We start from the raw sequence: 20,224 nt of genomic DNA on the forward strand, positions 1-20,224 counted from the left end.
CGGGTCGGGCCGTCCGGTCCGGCGCCCGGGGCCGGCGTCCGTCACGCCGACCCGACGGGCTGGCGTTGCGTGCCCAGGCCGTCGATCTCCAGCTCCAGGACGTCACCGGGGCGCAGGTACGGCTTCGGCTCCGGCATGCCCAGCGCCACCCCGGCCGGGGTGCCCGTGTTGATCACGTCGCCGGGTTCGAGGACCATGAACTGGCTGACGTAGCGGACGATCTCGGCGACCCCGAAGACCATGTTCTTGGTGCTGCCGTCCTGGCGGGGCGTACCGTTGACGCTCAGCCGCAGGCCCAGCTGCTGCGGGTCCGCGACGTCGTCGGCGGTGACCAGCCAGGGCCCGAGCGGGTTGAAGGTCTCGCACGACTTGCCCTTGTCCCACTGGCCGCCCCGCTCCAACTGGAACTCGCGCTCGGACAGGTCGTTGGAGATGGTGTAGCCCGCCACGCACTCCCGCGCCGCGGCCTCGTCGGGGAGGTAACGGGCGGTGCGCCCGATGACGACCGCCAGCTCCACCTCCCAGTCGGTCTTGACACTGCCCCGGGGGATCAGCACCTGGTCGTTCGGGCCGACCACCGTGTTCGGCGCCTTCATGAACAGGATCGGCTCGGCCGGCAGCGCCGCCCCGGTCTCCGCCGCGTGGTCGGAGTAGTTCAGCCCGACGCACACGATCTTGCCGGGCCGGGCCACCGGCGCGCCGACGCGCACCGCCGGGTCCAGGACAGGCAGCCCGCCACCGGCGACCGCCGCCCGCGCCACCTCGATGCCGTCGCCGCCGAGGAAGGACCCGTCGATGTCGGCCACCAGACCGGACAGGTCCACCAGCCGGCCGTGCGCGTCCAGCGCCGCCGGGCGTTCCTGGCCGACCGTTCCCACTCGAAGCAGCTTCACGCCATCCCTCTCCACGACCGACGCCGGATCTGTAGCTGTGTATAGAACAGCGGTGGGGGCGCGGCAAGGGGCCGACCGGTATCCGGGCGGGCGGGTGTCCGGGATCTCGGCCCCCTCGCGGCTGGTCGACGGTGCGGGTGGCCGGTGCCGCACTACTGTGAGGGCTGCCCCGCCACCTGACCTGAGGAGTACCGATGACCCGGGCAATCCGCCAGGCCACGGCGCGCGTCCCCGGCTCGAAGTCCGTCACCGCGCGGGCGCTGCTGATCGCCGCGCTGGCCGACGGTACGACCCGGTTGCGCGAACCGCTGGTGGCGGCCGACACCGTCGCCTTCGCCGAGGGGGTGGCGAGCCTGGGCCTGCCGGTGACCCGCGACGCGGGCGTCTGGACGGTGACCGGCGACCCGGGCGGTCCGCCGGCGCCGGCGGCCACCGTCTGGTGCCACGACTCGGGGACCGCCGCGCGGTTCCTGCCCGCCCTCGCCGCGCTCGGCCGGGGGGAGTACGTCGTCGACGCCAGCGCGCAGATGCGCGCCCGGCCGATGGGCCCGCTGCTCGACGCGCTCCGTCAGCTCGGGGTGAGCGTCCAGGCGCAGGAGGGGGACCGGCTGCCCCTGGTGGTACGCGGCGGCCGGGTGTCCGGCGGCACGGTCCGGCTCGACGCCGGGGTCTCCAGTCAGTACCTCACCGCGCTCTGCCTCGCCGCGCCCGGGATGGAGAAGGGGCTGCGCATCGAGATCGAGGACATCGTCTCCGTCCCCTACGTCGAGCTGACCCTGGCCATGATGCGCGACTTCGGGGTCGACGCCACCTGGGAGGGCTCCACGATCGTCGTCCCGCCCGGCGCCTACCAGGCCCGGGAGTACCGGATCGAGGCGGACGCCTCCACCGCCTCGTACTTCTTCGCCGCCGCCGCCGTCACCGGCAACACCGTCGTGGTACCCGGCCTGGGTCGCCGCTGCGTGCAGGGCGACCTGCGGTTCGCCACCGAGGTGCTGGCGTCGATGGGATGCCGCGTCGAGGTCGGCGAGGACGAGGTCGCGGTGACCGGCCCCCGGCGGCTGCGCAGCCCGGGTGAGGTGGTCATGCGCGACATCAGCGACACGATGATGACCCTGGCCGCCATCGCGCCGTACGCCGACGCCCCGGTCCGGATCACCGACGTGGCGAACTGCCGGGTCAAGGAGTCCGACCGGATCGACGCGATCACCACCGCGCTCGGCGTCTGCGGCATCACCACCCGTACCGGGCCGGACTGGCTGGAGATCGAGCCGGGGCAACCGCACGGGGGCGTGGTCGAGACCCGGGCCGACCACCGGATCGCGATGAGCATGAGCGTGACCGGGCTGCGCGCGGCCGGGATCGAGCTGGACGACCCGTCCTGTGTCGCCAAGACCTTCCCCGGCTTCCACGAGGAGTTCGCCGCGCTCCGGACGGCCTGGGCGGGGAGCTGACGCCGGGGCGGCGGGTGCACCGGCCGGCGGCCCGACGTCGGCCGGGGTGAACAGGACTGTGTGATTCCGCTTTCGCGGGCGGGCTGGTCGCCCGGCGCGCGGGTGGCTTCCCGCTGCCGGCTCCGTGCCGTCCCGACGGTGGCTCCCGAACGGGAGGTCGTGGACGATCAGAGCGGGTCGCCCACCATTCGCACCAGTCGTCACGCATCGGTATTCGTCATCCCCGCAATGCTGTCTGCGGTGGCGAAGAACGAGAATGGGAGGGGGCGGCTCCGGTCCGGGCGGTCCACGCGCGGTAACCCGGGCCGTGTGCCGGGGCCAGCGACAAAAGGATCGGCCCGGCGGCGAAGAGTGTCCGGCCCGGCGGAGTGGGAAGTGCGCCCAGATCTGCCAGGAACAACCGGCGGTAACCGTCGGAAAAATCACCGCGGCGGCGGCTGCGGCCGGTCGGGGCGCGGGCGGCGGGGGCTGTTCGGCCATCGGCTCGTGGTCGGTGTCCGTGCCTGGTCGACGACGGCTCGCGCGGGCTGGTTCCGGCCCCGGAGCCGCCGTCTCGGGTCCGGTGTTTCCCGCCGCCGCGCCGGTGCTGCCCGCCCCGGGCCTGCTGGCGGTCACACGCCGCCGCGCCGGGGCGTGCGGGTCGGCGTCCGGACGGCGCGAACGGCTGACTCCCGCCTGCCCGAGCGGCCATGGCGATCGATGAATGTCGCTGTCTATGGTGGCCGTGCCCACCGAATCGAGGAGTCGTCATGCGTCGAGTCCGGACCTTCCTCATGCTCACCGCCATCGGTGCCGCCCTGGTGCTCGGTGCCGGCGCGCCGGCCGCCCACGGCGCGGCGTCGGCGGACCGCCGCCCCGTCACCGCCGCCGCCGACTCGTACCTGTTCGGCTACTACTACACCGTCGAGGCGTGCCGGTACTTCGGCGACAGTCTCGTCCAGGGTGGGGCGTGGGGCTCCTACACCTGCTCGTACCAGTGGCACCCCTACGACAAGCAGTACTACTGGTACCTGTACGTCTGGTGACCGCCGTCCCGGCACGCGGTCCCGCCTCGGCCCCGTGGCCGCCAGGCCTGCCTGTCGGGTGGGCCGGCGCCCGTCACGGCCCGCCGCCGGCGTGCTCCCGGAACCGCCCCGTCCACCGTGGACGGGGCGGTTCCGCGTGCTGCGGCCGGACCGGGGTGACCCCGCCGTCAGGGGTCACCTACCGTGACCGGTATCGTCTCGGGGAAAGGCGTCGCCGGACAGAAAACATCCTCATGTTCGCTGCCCGTAGGGTGGATCGCCGCTCTTGAAACACCTGAGCTAATATGGCGGTCATCACGGGTTTTCTTCCCGACATCCACCGGTGCCACCGATTCGAGGCGTGGTCGGCCGCGTGCGGAACCGGTACGTGGGTAATGGTCGAGCGTTGCCGAATTCCGGCGAGGTGTCTAGATTATTTGGGTCTGCCGCTTTTCTGTTGGCTGGAAGGCCTTGGCACTGTTTTGCCTTCCCCCCGTACCCTGTGTGAATGCGGAAACGGTGCTACTTGCTGGCGGCACGTGATTCCGTCAGAATAGGCGCGCGCAGATGGAGTGACGTTTATCGGTGCACCGACCCACCTAGCCGCCGCCAACGGCCGACCTGGGGCCGAGCGGCACATCACTGCGCTGTCTGTCAGTCCTAACGAGTAGGGTCCGCGCCGACGGGGGACGACGCGGGCCGGCCTCGTCGAGGCAGTGGCGTGCCTGGCGTGGCGGTGCCGACATCGATCAGCACGGAGCACAGGGGGAGCGACCGTGACCAGGGTCCTTATTGTTGAAGGAGAAGCCTCTAACGCCGAAGCGTTGGCCCATCTCGTCCGCACCGAGGGCTTCACGCCCACGGTGACGACGGCTGGACCGCAGGCTATCGAAGAATTCGAGCGTAACGGTGCCGACATCGTTCTGCTCGAACTCCGCCTGCCCGGGATGAGCGGGACGGAGGTGTGCCGGCAGTTGCGCTACCGGTCCACCGTACCCGTCGTCATGCTCAGCGGGCGCGACACGGAGATCGACCGGGTGGTCGGCTTCGAGGTCGGCGCGGACGACTACGTCACCAAGCCGTACTCGGCACGGGAGCTGATCCTGCGGATCAGGGCGATCCTGCGCCGGGGCGGGCAGGTGACGATCGAACGGGAAGTGCAGCCGACCGTGCTGTCCGGGGGGCCGGTACGGATGGACGTGGTGCGCCACATCGTGACGGTGAACGGTGCCGAGGTGCACATACCACTGAAGGAGTTCGAGCTGTTGGAGTACCTGTTACGTAACCCCGGTCGCGTGTTGCGCCGGAGCGTGCTCATCGACCGGATCTGGGGCCAGGACTACTTCGGTGACACCAAGACGCTGGACGTGCACGTCCGGCGCCTGCGTTCCAAGATCGAGGAGGATCCGAGCTCACCGCGGTACCTGGTCAACGTGCGTGGACTCGGCTTCAAGTTCAACGTCTGAGGGGGAGGCGGCACCGCCGCCGTCACTGGGTGACGGCGGCGGTGATCGTCTGAGCGTGCCAGGGCGTGTCGAAGGCGGTCACGGTGACGTCCGCACCGCCCGCCACGAGTTGGGCGGCGGCCCCGGTCGCCGTGGCGACGAAGCCCGAGAGCCGGTGCGTGACCTGGAGGTCCAGCTCGGTGAAGGGCCTGCCGTCGCAGCGCAGCAACCGGACGTCGACGAACCCGTTGAACCGACGGTCCAGCACCGTGACCCCTTGCGGGCTGCGGATGCTGAACCGGATCCGCGCCGCCACGTGCCCGTGGTGGTGCTGGTCGGAGAAGTGGGCGATGTCCGGGATGGCCGGCGGGACGAAGTGGTCCCGGTCCAGCACCGCGGGCACCCGGGGGAGGTTGCCGGCGATGAAGTGCCAGGAGTTGTACTGCATCCGGGCGGACATCGCCCAGGCGGCGTCGGCGAGCCGGGACACCGAGCCGCCGAAGTGCCGCCGGGCCTCGGGCGCCGGCACCACGCAGCAGAAGAACTCGGGCAGCTCCCACTCGGTGATCCGGTCCCAGTCCGCCGACCGCATCGCCGTGACCAGGTCCGGCAGCGACCGCAGGCCCCGGCTCATCGCGAAGTCCACGTCGAAGGTGTGGACCGCCGCGCGCACCGACTCGTACACCAGCGACTCCAGCCCGGTGGCGAAGTCGCCGTGCGGCGCGGCCAGCCAGGCCGGGTCCTCGGTCACCGAGCGGCCCAGCGCGGCCAGCGAGTCACCGGTGACCGGCAGGCGCTCCCGCAGCCACGCGCACAGCTCCCGCTCCGGCGCGTCGGCCGCCGCGGGCCAGCCGACCGCGACCTGCTCGATCTTGTGCATGAGCGGGCCGTGGATCTCCCGGTAGAGCTGGGCGCTCGCGCCGACCTCCGCGCGCCGCTGCTTGAGCGCGTCCGCCAGCGCCAGCAGGTCGGTCACCCCCGTCGACGCCGCCGGCGCGACCGGCGTGCCACCGGGCACCGACTGGTACCGCTGCCGGGTCCGCTCCAGCAGCTCGGCGACGTGGTCGAGGGTGAGCTGGGTGCTGTTGGCCTCCTCGATGCGGGCGTAGCCCGCCGAGCGCATCAGGATGGTCAGGCAGACGACCATCAGCACGTCGCCGTCCGACCAGAGGTCCAGCGGCACGCCGCGCAGGGCGCTCAGCGCGCAGTCCGGGTGGCCGGGCCAGAGCGTCTTGCCGGTCAGCGTGTTGCGCTCCCGGAAGTTCGTGTAGAGCCGGTTCTCCTGGTACAGCACGAACGGCGCGGTGCGCTGCGTCGCTTCGGTCAGGTCGGCCAGGAACTGGTCCCGCCCGGCGGTGCCGGCGGCGGCCAACCAGGTCCGGCTCTCCTCGATGGCGTCGGCGTACCGGGTCCGGATCGGCTTGAGCCGGTCCTGGTACAGGCTCAGCGCCTGCGCGGACCACGGCACCCGCAGCACGCCGCCGACGAGGTCGACCTCGTCGCGCAGCAGCGGCGCGGACGGCACCCGCAGCACCACCCGCCCGGCGGTGGTGAGCCCGATCTCGCCGAGGAACACCTGCTCGCCGTCGTCGGCCGCGGCCGGCTCGTCGGTGCGCCAGGAGCGTCCGAACAGGGCCGACAGCGCGGCGTCGTCGGACAGCCGCAGCGCCCGCAGTTGCACGTCCGCCGGCACGTGCCCGTTCAGGGTCAGCAGCGTCTGCACCGCCTCGGGCAGCGGCTGCGCGCTGGCCGTCCGCCAGACCTGACCCAGCAGCCCGGGAAAACCGGCGACCGGGTCGTGCGTCCGGTCCGGCGTCTCGGTCCGGCCGCCGAGCTGGCCGAGCCGGCTGGGCCGGCGGCTGAGCCGGGCCTTCGCCCGCGCCTCCCGCCCCGTCTCCGCGCCCGCGCTCATGCCGGCCGCCCCGCGGTGAGCTCCACGTACGACCACAGGTCCGGGCCGGTGGGGGACCAGTCCTCGTCGACGTAGATGCAGTCCACCGGGCACACCACCACACACGCCGGGCAACCGGAGCACAGCTCCGGCACGATCACCACGTCGAGCCCGTTGTCGAAGATGGCCCCGAACTCCGGCGGGCAGCTCCGCAGGCAGGAATCGCAGGTGATGCATTCCGAACGCTCGATCCGGCGCGGCGGTTTCTTCCAGCCGTCATGCCGTGACTGGTTCTCGATCCGTTCGGAGCGTGCCTTGACGGCCGCCGGTGAAACTGTGTTCCGACTCATTCGAGACCCCCAGTATGGGTTTACGACCGGCCCCCAGAATAGGGGCCGGTCCACCCATTCGGGTACCTCGAACTGTGCTACACGGATAGAACGTTCGTTAAACGTGCGCGGGATTGTCAGTACACCGCGAAATACTCGCGGTGCTCCCACTCGGTGGCCTTGGCCGGATCGGGCCGCTCGGCGGCCAGCCCGTCGCGTACCTGGTCGGCGAGCCACCCCTCGAACCGCGACGCCTCGCTCTCCTTGAGCTTGACCAGGCACCGGGCGAGCGGTTCACCGAGCAGGGCCACGGTGTGCGGGCTCTCCCGGAACGCGGTCAGCGACTCCCGCAGCGAGGCGGGCAGGGTGCTCGGCGCACCGCTGGCCGGCTCGTCGATGCGACCGTCGATGCCGTCGAGGCCGGCCGACAGTTGCGCCGCCATGGTCAGGTACGGGTTCGCGCACGGCTCGCCCACCCGGTTCTCCACGTGCGTACCGGAACCGGTGCCGAGCACCCGGAGCATGGCGTGCCGGGACTCGTACCGCCAGCCGATCACGGTGGGGGAGAGGGTGAAGTCGGCGGCCAGCCGGCGGTACCCGTTGACCGTGGGCACCGACAGCAGGCAGAAGTCGGTGGCCCGGGCCAGCAGCCCCTCGACGTACGCCTTGCCCTCGGCCGACAGGCCCTCGGTGTTGTCGTCGACGGCCAGGACGTTGCGCCCGGTCGTCGTGTTCAGCACCGACTGGTGCAGGTGCCAGCCGCTGGGGTCGAAGGAGTCGAGCAACGGCAGCGCCATGAACGAGGCGTGGTGCCCGCGCCGGGCGCACTCCCGCTTCGTCACCGTCCGGAACAGCAGCATCGCGTCCGCCGCGTCCAGCGCGAACAGCGGGTCGAAGGTGGTCTCCACCTGACCCGGGCCCGACTCGTGCTCCACGGTCCGCAGCGGCAGGCCCAGCTCCAGCAGCACCGCCGCCAGCGGGTCGAGCACCGGGGCCAGCGCGTCGGCGTAGGCGTCCAGGTTGAACTGGTACCCGGCGTCGACCGCGGCCACCCGGGGCGCCTCGCCCTGGCTGCCGAACCCGTTGCCGGCGTTGCCGACCGGCCCGTCGAGCAGCCGGGTCAGGTACCACTCGACCTCCAGGCCGACCACCGGGGCGAGCTGCCGGTCGGCGTAGCGCTGGCAGACCCGGCGCAGCAGGTGCCGGGCGGACAGCGGGTGCGGGGTGCCGTCGCGCAGGTACTCGTCGCCGATCACCCACGCCGTCCGGCGTCCCTCGCCGGGCAGCACCTGGAAGGTGACCGGGTCCGGAACCACCACGAAGTCCCCGGCCCCGACCAGTTCGCGGACGCCGACCCCGGGATCGTCGGCGAGGAAGTCCACGGCGACGGCGTGGCCGGTGTCGAACAGGAACGGACCCGGGCTGAAGTCCATGCCGCTGCGCAGCGCGGCCCGGAACGTCTCCGGCGTCAGCGTCTTGGAACGGGCGATCCCGTGCGGGTCGCAGAACGCCAGGCGCACCTGGTCGACGTCGTTCAGGGCCGCCTCGACCTGCCTGGCGGCGGCGAGTTGCCGGTCGTCCCAGAGCCGGAACTCCTGGACGAACGACGGCCGTCCCACCCCGTCGTCCGGGTACGGCCGTGCCCATTGCCGGGTGAACATGTCGACATCAACCCCTCATCGCTGATTGCGGAACCGGTTCGAGCGCGGGCAGGTGCGCCTCCACCTGCGCGGCGGTGGCGAGCAGCAACTGGTCGCCACCGGCCGGCCCGACCAACTGCCCGCCGACCGGCAGCCCGGCCGGGGTCCGGCCGATCGGCAGCGAGATCGCCGGCTGGCCGGTCATGTTGAACGGGTACGTCGCCGGGGACCAGGCCAGCCAGCGCAGGTCCGCCGGGTCGGCGGCCCAGTCCGGCCCGATCGCGTCGACGCCGAACGGCTCGACCGGGACGGTGGTCATCGCCAGCAGGTCGTAGCGGCGCATCACCTCGCCCAACCCGATCCGCAGCCGCAGCCGGGTCTCCTCGGCGCGGGCCACGGCGGCCCCGTCGAGGGTGCGGCCGTACCGGATCACGGCGAGCCGGCCGGGGTCGCAGTCCAGTTCGTCGGCGGGGGACGTGCCGGCCGCGTCGGCGGCGGCCAGGATGTCGACCAGGGCGGGGTACGGGTCGGCGAACGGCAGCGGCAGGTCCTCCACCTGGTGCCCCAGCCCGACCAGGGCGGCGCGCAGCGTGGCGCCGGCCGCCTCGACCGCGGGCTCGGTGCCCGGGAAGTCCAACCAGCCGATCCGCAGCCGTTGCGGGGCCCGCCGACGGTCCACGGCGACGGCGGCGGAGTCCGGGTCACCGGGGTCGGCCCCGGTGGCCACCGCCGCGGCGGCGGCCACGTCGGCCACCGACCGCCCGAACGGCCCCAGGTGCGACAGCCGGTCGGCGCACGGCGGCACGTACGGGATCCGGGCGAAGGACGGCTTGTACCCCACCACCCCGCAGAACGCCGCCGGGATCCGGATCGACCCGGCCCCGTCGGTGCCGAGCGCCACCGTGCACAACCCGGCGGCGACCGCGGCGGCCGAACCGCCGCTGGACCCGCCGGCGGTGCGCTCGGGGTCCCACGGGTTGCGGGTCGGCGGCGCCACCCGGCTCACCGTGCTCGCGCTCCAGCCGTACTCGGAGGTGGTGGTCTTGCCGATCACGACGGCGCCGGCGGCGCGCAGCCGGGCCACGGCGGGGGCGTCGCGCCGGGGCCGGTCGTTGACCAGCAGGGAGCCCCGGGTGGTGGCCAGGTCGGTGGTCTGGATCAGGTCCTTCACCGCCACCGTGACCCCGAGCAGCGGCCGGTCCTGCCAGGCCGCCGGGCCGGCCCGGCGGATCAGCAGGTCGGCGGCCTCCGCGTCGCGCAGCGCCGCGTCCTGGGCGACCGCGACGAAGGCACGCAGGGCCGGATCGCGCTCGGCGATGGCCTTCAGGGCGGCGGTCACCTGGTCGAGGACCGTGGAACCGCCGTCACGGAGCAGTTGTCTGGTCTGCTTGATGCTGAGGAACGTCAACGGGCATTCCTTCCACCGGCGGCCGTTGCGGCGCGGCAACAGGCTACGAAGCCGTTGTCGTGCGGTCAGGCAACACCGATGAAACTCCGGTGGAACGGCTGGCTGGTGAATGTGTAACGGCGACAGAGTTTTCCTCTCCGCGCGGTTCTCGACCGAACCGCGTTGATAGCATGGGCGCGTTCTGCGTCGGCGTGAATTCCCGCCCGCAGAAATTGGAGAGGTGCCCAGGCAATCGAGAGGTGCCGGAATGATTCCCCGTTATACGCTGCCCGAGATGCACGCCCTCTGGACCGACGACGCCAAGTACCGCACCTGGACGAGGGTCGAGGTGCTCGCCACCGAGGGGCAGGCCCGGCTCGGCCGGGTCCCGGCCGAGGCCCTGGCCGACATCCGCCAGGCCCCCGCCCCCTCGGCCGCGGCGGTCGCCCGTCAGGAGCGTGAGCGGGACCACGAGATCCTCGCCTTCCTCGCCGCGTACTGCGCCGGCCTGCCCGAGGAGTCGGCCCGCTGGGTCCACCTCGGGATGACCAGCTACGACCTGGTCGACACCGCGCTCGGGCACACCCTGGCCCGCGCGACCGACCTGGTGCTCACGGCGGCCACCCGGCTGCGCGCGGCGCTGACCGAGCGGGCCGTCGAACACTGGGACACCGTCTGCATCGGCCGTACCCACGGCATCCACGCCGAGCCCACCACCTTCGGGCACAAGCTCGCCACCTTCGCCTTCGCCGTGGACCGCAGCGTGCGCCGGCTGCGCGCGGCCCGCGAGGCGGTCGCGGTCGGCACCATCTCCGGCTCCGTCGGCACGTACGCGCTGATCGACCCCCAGGTCGAACGGTACGTCTGCGACGCGCTCGGCCTCGGCGTCGAGCCGGCGCCCAGCCAGGTGGTGGCCCGGGACCGGCACGCGCAACTGGTGCAGACGCTGGCCACCCTCGGCGCGTGCGTCGAGCAGATCGCGGTCGAGCTGCGGCTGCTGCAACGCACCGAGGTCCGCGAGGTGGAGGAACCCCGCACCGTGGCGTACCAGGGGTCGAGCGCGATGCCGCACAAGCGCAACCCGACCACCTGCGAACGGCTGACCGGGCTCGCCCGCATCCTGCGCGGCCACGTCGGCGCCGTGCTCGAGGACGTCGCGCTCTGGCACGAACGGGACCTGGCGCACTCCCCGGTCGAGCGGGTCGTGCTGCCCGACGCGCTCACCGTCGCCCACTACCAGGTCACCGCCGCCGCCGACCTGATCGAGCGGATGACGGTCTTCCCGGAGCGGATGCGCGCCGCGGTGGACGCCACCCACGGGCTGGTGTACAGCTCCGTCGTCCTGGCCGACCTGCTCGAACAGGGCGTCGAGCGGGAGAAGGCGTACCGTCTGGTGCAGGCCGCCGCGAACCACACCGTCGCCTCCGGCGAGGACTTCGGTACCGCCCTCGGCGCCGCCGGGCTCGACGTGGGCCCGCTGGACCCGCGCCGGTTCCTCACCCACCACACTGTGATCCGCAAGCGATTGGAGTCCCTGCGATGACCTGGAAGACCGAACGGATCAACGGCGCCGACCTGGACATGGCCGAGGTGCGTGACCTCTACGACTCCTCCGGGCTCGGTGAGCGGCGCCCGGTGGAGCAGACGGAGCGCTTCGCCGACATGGTGCGCAACGCCAACCTGGTCCTGGTGTGCCGGGTCGACGGGCAGCTCGTCGGGATCTCCCGCAGCATCTCCGACTTCTCCTACGTCACGTACCTGTCGGATCTCGCGGTCCGGGCCGAGTACCAGCGGCGGGGGGTCGGCCGGGCGCTGATCGACGCCACCCGCCAGGAGGCGCCGCTGGCCAAGCTGGTGCTGCTCTCCGCCCCCGCCGCCGCCGAGTACTACCCGCACATCGGCTTCACCCAGCACCCCTCGGCCTGGGTGCTCAACCCCTGACCGGCAACGACGCGGTGTCCGGCCGGCCCGGTCCGACCAGGTTACGGGGGTAGGTCGACCGGGCCCGCGTCGCCGCGGCCAGGTCGATCTCCCGGGTCGCGACCGGGTCCGACCGGTCCGTGCGGGCCAGCACGGCGCCCTCCGGGTCGATGATCCACCCGCATCCGCCGAACCCACGCTCGGCCGGCGCCGCGCCCGCCGACCGGTTCGCCGACAGCGAGAACGTCCCGCCGGACAGCGCCGCCGCCCGCCCCGCCACCAGCCACCGCTCGGTCCACCCGGCCGAGGTCGCCCGGGGGGTGACCAGCAGGTTCACCCCCGCCGCGCCGGCTGAGCGGGCCCGCTCGAAGTGCCACAGCTCGGAGCAGATCGCGGCGGCCAGCACCGCGTCGCCAGCCCGGACCCCCGCCGGGGCCGGCTCCGGGCCGGGCTCGAACCAGGTCGACTCCCAGTAGCCCTCCTCGGCCGGGAGCCGGCTCTTGACGTGCAGCGGGCGGTACCCGTCGGTGGCGCTCCACAGGAACGCCTCGTTGCGCCGCCGGCCGGCGTGCTCGACCGGCCGGGTCGAGACCACCGTCGGCACGCCGAGGCCGGGCAGCAGGCGCAGCCCGTCCTCGTGCGCGGCCACCGCGGCCCGCCACGCGCCCGGGTCGAACCCGGGCCGGTCGGCGAGCCACGGCGAGAACGGCATCTCCGGCAACAGCAGCAGGTCGCTGCCCGCCCCCGCGAGCCGGTCGGCCAGGTCGGCCCACTCCGGCCCGTCGGGGGCGGCGCCGGGCAGTTCACAGACGGTCACGCGGATGGTCGCCACGAACCTCACCCGCGGAAGAAGTTGGGACGCAGCACGCTCGGATCGTACGACTCCCGGTAGACCGGCGTCGCGGAGGCGGTGATCGGCGGCACGATCCAGCTCCACTCCGCGTGCACCACCTCCCCGGAGCGGCGTCGGGCCTGGGTGTACCGGTGGAACTGGTCGGTCATCGTGTGGTGGTCGACCAGGTGTACGCCGGCGGCGGCGTACGAGCTGAGCACCGCGGCGTTCAGCTCGATCAGCGCCCGGTCCTTCCACAGGGTCCGGTCCTCGCTGGTGTCCAGGCCCAGGCTCTTCGCCACGGCGGGCAGCATGTTGTACCGCTCGACGTCGCCGAAGTTGCGCGCGCCGATCTCGGCGCCGACGTACCAGCCGGTGAACGGCGCCGCCGGGTACGACACCCCGCCGATCTCCATCCGCATGTCCGACACCGTCGGGTACGCGTACCAGCGCAGGCCGAAGTCGGCGAGCCAGTCGTGGTCCGGGTGGCTCAGCGGCACGTCCGGACAGGAGGCCGGGTCCAGTTCCCGCCAGCCCTCGCCGTCGGAGCCGCGCACCAGCACCGGCAGCCGGTCGAACTGGCCGGACCGGGGCTGCCAGCCGGCGGCGACCAGCTCCTCGGTGAGGCCCGTGTTGGCCGGGTCGCCCCGGACACCGCCGTCCGGCTGGCGGTACCCGGCGTACCGGACGAGCTGCGCGTTGACGATCTGGGGCCCCGGCGTCGTCGGCCCCTCCGGGGCGAAGATGGTGATCGTCGGGCGGATCGCGCCGTCCTGGTACACCGCCTCCTGGTGCCGTTCCAACTCGTCGAGGACGCCGTCGACGGTGTGCACCTCGCGGCGGTCCCGGACCACCAGGGTGCGCCAGTAGAGCTGGCCGATGCACCGGGTGTGGTTGCGCCAGGCCAGCTTCGCGCCGATCTCCAGCTCCGGCAGCGTGTGCGCGTACGTGCCGGTGCGGGCGATCTCGGCCAGCACCTCGGTCCGGCGCTGCCGGTACCGGGCGGTGTCCCAGCCCAGCTCCACCGCGCAGGTGCGCAGGAACGCGACGGCCTCCTCGGGGAGGGTGCCCGGCTGGCTGGACGCGTTCAGTGGACGTTCGTCGGCTCCGCCGCTGCGTCGGGGTTCGCGGTGTCCGGTGACCGGGCAGCCCGGTCCTCGCGTGTCATCCGGTCCCGATGCGCTCCGGAGCTGCTGTCGTACCTGCGGTTTCCCCACCAGTGCCCGCCTTCCGGGGTCGGTCGCACTTCACCGGCCACCGGCATCATTGCCGTGAGGGCAGCCGGCGACGTCCGCTCACCGGACGGTAGGGGAAATTGACCGACCGCTGTTCACCACGAAATGGAATACTGATTGAACGCTCGGTCGGCAGACATTGAACCCGCTGGTCGTGAGCGGCAAACGTCAAACGATGGTCAAGCCCTCGTGCGCTGCAGGTCAGGATCGTGGAGGGTACATTGTCGACCCCGACCCCCCGCCCTACAGTCGCAGCAGAGCGCTGCCGGAACGGTGTCATTCCTTTCCCGGCTGCTTCCGGATCGCCCGAGACGATGACCCGGAGGGCGGAGCAGATTGACCGAGTACGCGACCACCGCGCCGGCCCGGACGACCCCGGACGGCGACGGCTACCCCATGGACCCGATCCCCGACCTCGACCGGTACCGCACCAGCACCGTGCCGATCGCCGCGCTGGTCCCCGGTGACTCTCCCCGTCTCGACGGGATCCGACCCGAGCACGTGCGGGTCCTCGCCGCCACCGACGTGCCGCTGCCACCGATCCTGGTGGAGCGGGGCACCATGCGCGTCATCGACGGGATGCACCGCCTGCACGCCGCGCTGGCCGCCGGGCGGGACAGCGTCGAGGTGGTGTACTTCGACGGCTCGGCCCGCAGCGTCTTCGTCCAGGCGGTCAAGGCGAACATCGCGCACGGCCTGCCGCTGACCCTGGCCGACCGGCGGGCCGCCGCCCGGCGGATCATCGGTCTCTACCCCGAGTGGTCCGACCGGATGGTGGCCGCCACCGTCGGCCTGTCCGACAAGACCGTCGCCGCGGTCCGCCGCGCCGCCGGGGACGTCGGCCAACCCGAGGTCCGCATCGGTATGGACGGGCGGGCCCGGCCGCTGAGCAGCGCCGCCGGCCGGTGGATCGCCAGCCAGTTGATGGAGGAGCGCCCGGAGGCCTCGCTGCGCGAGATCGCCCGGGAGGCGGGCATCTCGGTGGCCACCGTGCGCGACGTGCGGGCCCGGATGCGGCGCGGCGACGACCCGGTGCCCGCGGCGGCCGGTGGACGCCGCAGCACCACCCGCCGGGCCGCCCGGCCGGAGGCGGGGGCGGCCTGCCCGGAGCCGGACGGCAGCGCTCTGCTGGAGGGCCTGCGGCAGGATCCGTCGCTGCGGTACAACGAGGTCGGCCGGGAGCTGCTGCGCTGGCTCGACCTGCGCACCCCGCGCAGCCGGGAGCTGGAGGGCGTGGTGGACCGGGTGCCCCCGCACGCCGCGCTGATCGTGGCCCGGGTGGCCCGACGCTGCGCGGCGGGCTGGGAACGCCTCGCCCGCGAGATGGAGCTCAGCGCGGCCGACCCGGCCGACGAGAGCTGACGCGCCGGCCGGCGTCGGGCCGGCCGCACGACCACGGAAGGTGGACATGCCCGCCAACGACACGGATGTGATCATCGCGGGAGCCGGGCCGGTCGGACTCATGCTCGCCGCCGAGCTGCGGCTCGGCGGGGTGCGGGTCGTCGTGCTGGAACGCTCGACGGATCCCACCGACCAGACCCGCGCCCTCGGGTTCACCTCCCGCACGATCGAGGTCTTCGACCAGCGTGGACTGCTGCCCCGCTTCGGCGGGTTCGGCACCATCCCGATCGGACACTTCGGCGGGCTGACCCTCGACTACCGCGAGGTGCCGGGCGGCTCCTACGGCGCCGCGGGCGTACCGCAGTCGCTGACCTCGTCGATCCTCGACGAGTGGGGTACGGAGCTGGGCGCCGACATCCGGCGCGGCTGGACGGTCACCGGGTTCGACGCCGACCTCGACGGGGTGAGCGTCGCGGTGGACTCGCCCGACGGTCCCCGTCGGCTGCGTGCCGCGTACCTGGTGGGCTGCGACGGCGGCCGGAGCACCGTGCGCAAGCTGGCCGGCATCGACTTCCCGGGCCAGGACGCGGTGATGGAACTGGCCTTCGCCGAGGTCGACGGCATCCGGGTGAAACCCCGGCCCAACGGCGAGCGGGTGCCCGGTGGCCTGGTCCTGGCCTTCCAACAGGGCGCGGACCGGTTCCGGGTGACGTACTACGAGCGGGGCGTGGTGCCCAGGCCGGGCACCGAGCCGCCCAGCTACCCCGAGGTCGCGGCGGCCTGGCTGCGGCTGACCGGCGAGGACATCAGCGCCGGCAGCCCGAGCTGGATCGGCCGGTTCACCGACGCCAGCCGCCAGGCGGCCGAGTACCGGCGCGGCCGGGTGCTGCTGGCCGGCGACGCCGCGCACATCCACCTGCCCATCGGCGGGCAGGGCATGAGCACCGGCCTGCAGGACGCGGTCAACCTCGGCTGGAAGCTGGCCGCGGAGATCCACGGGCACGCGCCGGACGGGCTGCTCGACACGTACCACAGCGAACGGCACCCGGTCGGTGCCCGGGTGATCCGCAACACCCTCGCCCAGCGGATCCTGTACGTCGGCGGCCCCGAGGTGGCGCCGATCCGGGACCTGGTCACCGAGCTGACCGCGTACGCCGACGTGCGCCGCCACCTGATCAACACGGTGACCGGCCTGACCATCCGCTACGACGTCGGCCCCGGCGAGCACCCGCTGCTCGGCTGCCGGCTGCCCGGCCTGGACCTCGCCGCCGCCGACGGGCCCACCTCGACGCTGCGGCTGCTGCACCGGGCCCGGGGCGTCGTCCTGGTGCTCGACGACGGGTCCGGCTGGGCGGAGGCCGCCGCGCCGTGGGCGGAGCGGGTCGACACCGTGTCCGTCCGCCCCGCCGACGCCGACGGTGCGGCGGCGTTCGCCGGTGCGGCGGCGCTGCTGGTCCGCCCGGACGGCTACGTCGCCTGGGTCGGCCCGCCCGGGACGTCCCCGCAGCACCTCGCCGACGCGCTGCTGCGCTGGTTCGGCAAGCCGGCGGTGGGCTGACCGTGGCGACGAACCCGCACCTGGACGACCGCGCCGACGGCCGGGTCGCCCTGGTCACCGGGGCCAACCGGGGCCTCGGCCTGGAGATCGCCCGGCAGTTGGCGCACCGGGGCGCGACGGTTCTGCTGGGCGTGCGCGACCCGCGGCGTGGGTCGCAGGCCGCCGAAGAGCTCGCCGCGACCGGCCTCTCCGTCGCCGCCCTGCCGCTCGACGTCACCCACGCCGCGTCGGTGGCCGCCGCCGCGACCGAGATCGACCGACGGTACGGCCGGCTCGACATCCTGGTCAACAACGCCGGGATCGCCGGCGGCTTCACCGGCCCACCCAGCGCCGCGAGCGTCGACGACCTCCGCGAGGTGTACGACACCAACGTCTTCGGCGTGGTGGCCGTCACCAACGCGATGCTGCCGCTGCTGCGCCGGGCACCGGCCGGGCGCATCGTCAACATGTCCAGCGAGGCGGGTTCGCTGACCCGGAACGCCGCGCCCGACTCCTGGTTCCGCGACTACAACGCGATCGCGTACCAGTCGTCGAAGACTGCCCTCAACTTCGTGACCCTCGCCTACGCCAAGGAACTGCGGGATACCGCCGTGAAGGTCAACGCGGCGAACCCGGGCTTCGTGGCGACCGACATGAACCATCGGCGTGGCCATCGGACGGTCGAGGAGGGCGCGGTGATCGCCGTACGGCTGGCACTGCTCGGCCCGGACGGCCCCACCGGCACCTCGCAGGACGACAAGGGGCTCGTGCCCTGGTAAGCGGCAACCCCCGGCGACACCGGGCTGGTGCAAGGCGGCGGGCTGGTGTCCACCCTCCTGTGGAGCCGCCTCGGCCTGGGGTGGGCGGTCGTGCTCCCTGTCGAGCTGCCCCCGTGGACGGGGCAACCGGTCCGGTGGCCGGTCGCCAACCGGTTTGGCGGCTGCGATCGGTGGCCGTGATCGGCCGACGTGCCCGAGGAAGGGGCCGTGCTGCGTCGTGACGCCTGACGACCGGCGGTGGTCCTGTTGGCGGGGCAGCTCGAAAGGCCGCTTGCGCCCGTCTCGCCGTCCGTCCGCCCGCCACGCCGGCCATATCCTCGCGCCGCCCACGTCGTTGCGCGGTCGGCCTGCCGTGCCGTCGCCTCGTCGTGCCGCCGGGCGGTGCGCGTACGTCGACGGGCCCGACGACCAGCGGTCGGTCGGGCCCGTCGACGTGGTGGTCAGTCCTCCAGGACGAAGTCGGCGATGGCCGGGCCGATGTGCTCCGGCGGAACCCGGTGCCACACCCCGGGCAGGGTCGTCAGCCGGCCCTTCGGCAACGCCTCGGTGGTGGCGTGCGCCGCCGCCCGCAGCCAGTCGGCGGTGCTGTCACTGGCCACGATCAGCACCGGGATGTCCAGCTTGGCCAGCCGGTCCACGGGGAGCTGACCATCGCCGCAGATGGCGGTGTCGTAGGCGAGGGTGTGCGCCAGCGCCTCGTTCGAGGACCACAGGGGGCTGGTACGCCAGGTCGCGATCGCCTCCGCCGACAGGCCGGCGACCTGCTCCAGGAACAGCTCCGCCGCGTCGCCGCGCCGGTCCTGCCGCAGCAGCGCGTCCAGGTTCTCGGCGAAGTCCGGCGGCGGCTTCTGGTGCCCGGGCATCCGGTAGGGCGGCTCCAGCAGCGCCAGGCGGGTGATCGGGGCGCCGGCCATCGCGGCCTCCAGGGCCAGGATCGCGCCGCTGGAGCCACCGAAGACCGCCGCCTCGCCGCCGGCCTCGTTGATGACGGCCACCAGGTCCTCGATCTCCCGTTCGAGGGCCCACTGGGGGGCGTCACCGCTCTCGCCCCGGCCACGCCGGTCGTAGCAGTACGTGGTCACGTGCGGGTTCAGGTACGGCACGATCGGCGTGAAGACGGTGTGGTCGCGGAAACCGCCGCCGAGCAGCACGAGTGGTGGTCCGTCGCCCTCCTTCACGTAGGCGATCGTCGTGCCGTCCCGGGAAACGACCTTGTGCATCGCATTCTCCTGTTCCGCGCGGCGGCCCGGTCCGCGAAATTACATTCCGGCCCGGCAGATTTCCCGGCGAAATTACAACCGAACGGGGCAACTGTCAACGAGTGCGGAATGTGCGACCGCGGTGCTTCCGGGGTCGCACACCCGTGCCGTTGTGGGCTCGGGAAAGCACCCCTAACATCGCCCCGGAAGCCACCGGAGCGCATATTCGTCGACCGGGCGTCCAGCCCCGTCGGGTAACGCCACAGCGCCGGCCAGATCGCCAGGAGGACCGCATGTCTTCGATACCTGCCCCGTTCGCACTGCTCAATCTCGTCCAGGGCGCCATGGTCAGCCAGGCGCTGTACGCCGCGGCGACCCTCGGCATCGCCGACGAGCTCGCCGACGGGCCGCTGGCGCCCGAGGAGATCGGCAAGCGGGTCGACGCCGACCCGGAGTCCACGTACCGGCTGCTGCGCGTGCTCGCCGCCTACGGCGTCTTCGCCGAGCGGGAGGACAAGACCTTCGAGCTGACCCCGATGGCCGACGCGCTGCGTACCGACGCGCCGCTGTCGATGCGGCGGATCGCCCGGCTCATGGGCCACCCGACCCACTGGGAGGACTGGGGGCACTTCCTGGAGGCGGTCCGCACCGGCGAGCCGTCCCTGCCGAAGGTGCGCGGCATGAGCGCCTGGGAGTACTTCGGCGCCAACCCCGAGTACGCCCAGGTCTTCTTCGCCGGCATGGGCAACCTGTCGGACCTGGAGACCGTGCCGGTCTCCCAGGGGTACGACTACAGCCCGTTCGGCCGCATCGTCGACGTCGGCGGCGGCAGCGGCGCCCTGCTCGCCGCGATCCTGGAGCGGACCCCGCAGGCCAGCGGCGTGGTCTTCGCCCCGTCCTCGGTCGAGGCCGCGCAGCAGGTGCTGGCGCAGGCCGGCGTCGCCGACCGGTGCACCATCGAGGAGGGCTCGTTCCTGGAGTCCGCCCCGGCCGGTGGGGACGCCTACATCCTCAAGCACATCGTGCACGACTGGCCGCACGAGCAGGCGGTGGCCATCCTGCGCAACGTGCGGTCGGTCATCGGCCCGCAGGGCAAGCTGCTGCTGATGGAGAGCGTGGTGCCCGAGGGGAACACCCCGCACAGCAGCAAGCTGGTCGACCTGTGGCTGCTGCTGCTGGTCGGCGGCCGGGAGCGCACCGAGGCGGAGTACCGCAAGCTGCTCTCCGACGCCGGCTTCGCGCTGTCGAAGATCACCGAGACCCCGGCGGGTGTGGCGATCATCGAGGCCGATCCGGTGTGATCGATCCAGACGTCCCCGGCGGTCCTCTTCGGCGAAG

The 20,224-nt window shown here is 72.9% G+C and carries 17 protein-coding genes; 9 read left to right on the plus strand and 8 right to left on the minus strand.

Annotated elements, in window-relative coordinates:
* Positions 1-41: 41 nt before the first annotated feature.
* Positions 42-893 carry a fumarylacetoacetate hydrolase family protein gene (locus ACQUFX_RS06005; RefSeq protein WP_428965030.1) on the minus strand — a complete coding sequence of 284 codons (852 nt, stop codon included), beginning with the start codon at positions 891-893 and terminating at the stop codon, positions 42-44.
* 206 nt (positions 894-1,099) lie between these two features.
* Between ACQUFX_RS06005 and aroA the strand changes: the two genes are divergently transcribed.
* The 3 genes from aroA to ACQUFX_RS06020 all read left to right on the plus strand — a co-directional run bounded on the left by aroA (position 1,100) and on the right by ACQUFX_RS06020 (position 4,817).
* The gene (gene aroA, locus ACQUFX_RS06010; RefSeq protein ID WP_428966872.1) at positions 1,100-2,347 is read left to right on the plus strand and encodes a 3-phosphoshikimate 1-carboxyvinyltransferase; all 1,248 of its coding nucleotides are present in this window, start codon (positions 1,100-1,102) and stop codon (positions 2,345-2,347) included.
* Positions 2,348-3,096: 749 nt separating this feature from the next.
* Entirely contained in the window at positions 3,097-3,372 is a 276-nt protein-coding gene (locus ACQUFX_RS06015; RefSeq protein ID WP_428965031.1) for a hypothetical protein, read from the plus strand.
* Between the two features lie 755 nt (positions 3,373-4,127).
* A complete protein-coding gene (locus ACQUFX_RS06020) occupies positions 4,128-4,817 on the plus strand; it encodes a response regulator transcription factor (RefSeq protein ID WP_067371969.1) in 690 nt (229 codons plus the stop codon).
* Positions 4,818-4,839: 22 nt separating this feature from the next.
* Here the strand turns inward: ACQUFX_RS06020 and ACQUFX_RS06025 are convergent, their stop codons facing one another.
* From ACQUFX_RS06025 to ACQUFX_RS06040, 4 genes are all read right to left on the minus strand, one after another.
* Entirely contained in the window at positions 4,840-6,708 is a 1,869-nt protein-coding gene (locus ACQUFX_RS06025; RefSeq protein WP_428965032.1) for a hypothetical protein, read from the minus strand.
* Positions 6,705-7,037 carry a 4Fe-4S dicluster-binding protein gene (locus ACQUFX_RS06030; protein ID WP_067371973.1) on the minus strand — a complete coding sequence of 111 codons (333 nt, stop codon included), beginning with the start codon at positions 7,035-7,037 and terminating at the stop codon, positions 6,705-6,707. The genes ACQUFX_RS06025 and ACQUFX_RS06030 overlap by 4 nt, the downstream gene beginning before the upstream one ends.
* A 116-nt stretch (positions 7,038-7,153) precedes the next feature.
* On the minus strand, positions 7,154-8,677 hold the full coding sequence (locus tag ACQUFX_RS06035) for a glutamine synthetase family protein (protein WP_428965033.1): 1,524 nt from the start codon (positions 8,675-8,677) through the stop codon (positions 7,154-7,156).
* Between the two features lie 7 nt (positions 8,678-8,684).
* Positions 8,685-9,995 carry an amidase gene (locus ACQUFX_RS06040; RefSeq protein WP_428966873.1) on the minus strand — a complete coding sequence of 437 codons (1,311 nt, stop codon included), beginning with the start codon at positions 9,993-9,995 and terminating at the stop codon, positions 8,685-8,687.
* 316 nt (positions 9,996-10,311) lie between these two features.
* Between ACQUFX_RS06040 and purB the strand changes: the two genes are divergently transcribed.
* Positions 10,312-11,586, plus strand: a complete 1,275-nt coding sequence (purB, locus tag ACQUFX_RS06045; RefSeq protein ID WP_428965034.1) for an adenylosuccinate lyase — start codon at positions 10,312-10,314, stop codon at positions 11,584-11,586.
* Positions 11,583-11,984 (plus strand): GNAT family N-acetyltransferase, encoded by a 402-nt coding sequence (locus ACQUFX_RS06050; protein ID WP_067374441.1) that lies wholly within the window; start codon positions 11,583-11,585, stop codon positions 11,982-11,984. Before purB ends, ACQUFX_RS06050 begins: the two co-directional genes overlap by 4 nt.
* On the opposite strand, the gene ACQUFX_RS06055 is transcribed toward ACQUFX_RS06050, so the two are convergent.
* Entirely contained in the window at positions 11,974-12,795 is an 822-nt protein-coding gene (locus tag ACQUFX_RS06055) for a carbon-nitrogen hydrolase family protein (protein WP_428965035.1), read from the minus strand. The genes ACQUFX_RS06050 and ACQUFX_RS06055 overlap by 11 nt on opposite strands.
* Positions 12,796-12,800: 5 nt before the next feature.
* Complete coding sequence (locus ACQUFX_RS06060; RefSeq protein WP_428965036.1) at positions 12,801-14,012, minus strand: nitric oxide synthase oxygenase; 1,212 nt, start codon at positions 14,010-14,012, stop codon at positions 12,801-12,803.
* A 354-nt stretch (positions 14,013-14,366) separates the two neighbouring features.
* Here ACQUFX_RS06060 and ACQUFX_RS06065 point away from each other — a divergent pair, with 354 nt between their 5' ends.
* Genes ACQUFX_RS06065 through ACQUFX_RS06075 form a run of 3 tightly spaced genes read left to right on the plus strand, consistent with a single transcriptional unit; the run spans position 14,367 to position 17,687 of the window.
* The gene (locus ACQUFX_RS06065) at positions 14,367-15,392 is read left to right on the plus strand and encodes a ParB/RepB/Spo0J family partition protein (protein WP_428965037.1); all 1,026 of its coding nucleotides are present in this window, start codon (positions 14,367-14,369) and stop codon (positions 15,390-15,392) included.
* Positions 15,393-15,438: 46 nt separating this feature from the next.
* Complete coding sequence (locus ACQUFX_RS06070) at positions 15,439-16,929, plus strand: FAD-dependent monooxygenase (protein ID WP_428965038.1); 1,491 nt, start codon at positions 15,439-15,441, stop codon at positions 16,927-16,929.
* A 2-nt stretch (positions 16,930-16,931) separates the two neighbouring features.
* Positions 16,932-17,687 (plus strand): SDR family oxidoreductase, encoded by a 756-nt coding sequence (locus ACQUFX_RS06075; protein WP_428965039.1) that lies wholly within the window; start codon positions 16,932-16,934, stop codon positions 17,685-17,687.
* 440 nt (positions 17,688-18,127) lie between these two features.
* Here ACQUFX_RS06075 and ACQUFX_RS06080 read toward each other — a convergent pair whose 3' ends face one another.
* A complete protein-coding gene (locus ACQUFX_RS06080; protein WP_428965040.1) occupies positions 18,128-18,907 on the minus strand; it encodes an alpha/beta fold hydrolase in 780 nt (259 codons plus the stop codon).
* 272 nt (positions 18,908-19,179) lie between these two features.
* On the opposite strand from ACQUFX_RS06080, the gene ACQUFX_RS06085 reads away from it, so the two are divergent.
* The gene (locus ACQUFX_RS06085) at positions 19,180-20,187 is read left to right on the plus strand and encodes a methyltransferase (RefSeq protein ID WP_428965041.1); all 1,008 of its coding nucleotides are present in this window, start codon (positions 19,180-19,182) and stop codon (positions 20,185-20,187) included.
* The last annotated feature ends 37 nt before the right edge of the window (positions 20,188-20,224 follow it).

Source organism: Micromonospora fluostatini, from assembly GCF_050410825.1.
Classification (GTDB): Bacteria; Actinomycetota; Actinomycetes; order Mycobacteriales; family Micromonosporaceae; genus Micromonospora; species Micromonospora rosaria.